The following is a 630-nucleotide window of genomic DNA, read 5'->3' on the forward strand; positions in this document are numbered from 1 at the left end:
ACTCCTGCATCCGTGAACGTCACTCAGAATACAGCTGAGACCACAGGTCTATTGCCTGGAGACTTCTTCTACTTTGTAAAAACTATGTACGAAAATATTCGATTAGCCCTAACTGTCAATGACATAAAGGAAGCAAGACTTCTTACCTCCTTTGCCCAAGAACGACTTGGGGAAGCGAACACCTTATTGGCTAAGGGAAAAACGAATGAGGCAAGTCTATCTCTTCAGAAGTCACTAGAAACTCAACAAAATGCTATCCAAAAAACAGAACAGGCTTCCGGTTTGTCGACAACCGAAAAGACTGCACTCGCTGCATCTGCGACACTATCGGTAGATACGGAAGCAAAGACTACAACAACAGAGCAAACTGAAACCAAAGATGTGAACGATACTGAAAAGGAAGTAAAACACCCTGAGCAGGTACTGAAGGTAAAAACCGAATTGCAGCACAACATTCTGGCTTTGGCTTCAGCATTGGAAAAAGTGGGTAATCCAAAAGCCCAGTCAGCTCTAATGAAAAATATAGAAAAATCGTTTGACCATTTAGATAAAAAGCTGTCTAAAATCGAAAAGAAAACCCGACAGGGGCAGACAAATGAGGGTGTAACAGATAAAGCAGAGCAGCAACCT

At 42.2% G+C, this 630-nt stretch carries 1 protein-coding gene; it reads left to right on the forward strand.

Features of this window, described 5'->3' with window-relative positions; genetic code table 11:
- Positions 1-630 (forward strand): DUF5667 domain-containing protein (locus GC102_RS06900; protein WP_246320771.1); only part of this gene is annotated, 630 nt, incomplete at both ends.

The organism is Paenibacillus germinis (assembly GCF_013141785.1).
Taxonomy (GTDB): domain Bacteria; phylum Bacillota; class Bacilli; order Paenibacillales; family NBRC-103111; genus Paenibacillus_E; species Paenibacillus_E phytorum.